Genomic DNA, 278 nt, shown 5'->3' with positions numbered 1-278 from the left:
CTACGGCTGCCTATCGCGATCCCAAGGATGGCTTTGCCTTCAAACCCCATGCGTTCGCGCTGTTGTTCAAGGTGATCGCGCGCAAGGGATATGAGGACATCAAGGCGACTGGCGAATTGGTCGCCAATTCGGACCTGGACTGGACACTGATACGCATTCCTAATCTCAAGGATGGCCCCGCCGATGGCGGTGTGGACGTGGGCTGGTATGGAAAGACCAAACTCGGCATGAAGCTCTCCAGAGGCAATCTCGCGAAGTTTTTGGTCGACCAGGTGACC

General features: G+C 56.5%; 1 protein-coding gene. It reads left to right on the top strand.

Going from position 1 to position 278, the window contains the following annotated elements; all coding sequences use genetic code 11:
• On the top strand, nt 1–278 hold a 278-nt coding region (locus tag SB786_RS36090), incomplete at both ends, for an NAD(P)H-binding protein (RefSeq protein ID WP_410731557.1).

Origin of the sequence: Burkholderia sp. SIMBA_062, assembly GCF_046534765.1 — a bacterium.
Lineage (GTDB): Bacteria > Pseudomonadota > Gammaproteobacteria > Burkholderiales > Burkholderiaceae > Burkholderia > Burkholderia ambifaria.
This window is presented reverse-complemented; position numbering and strand designations above follow the sequence as displayed.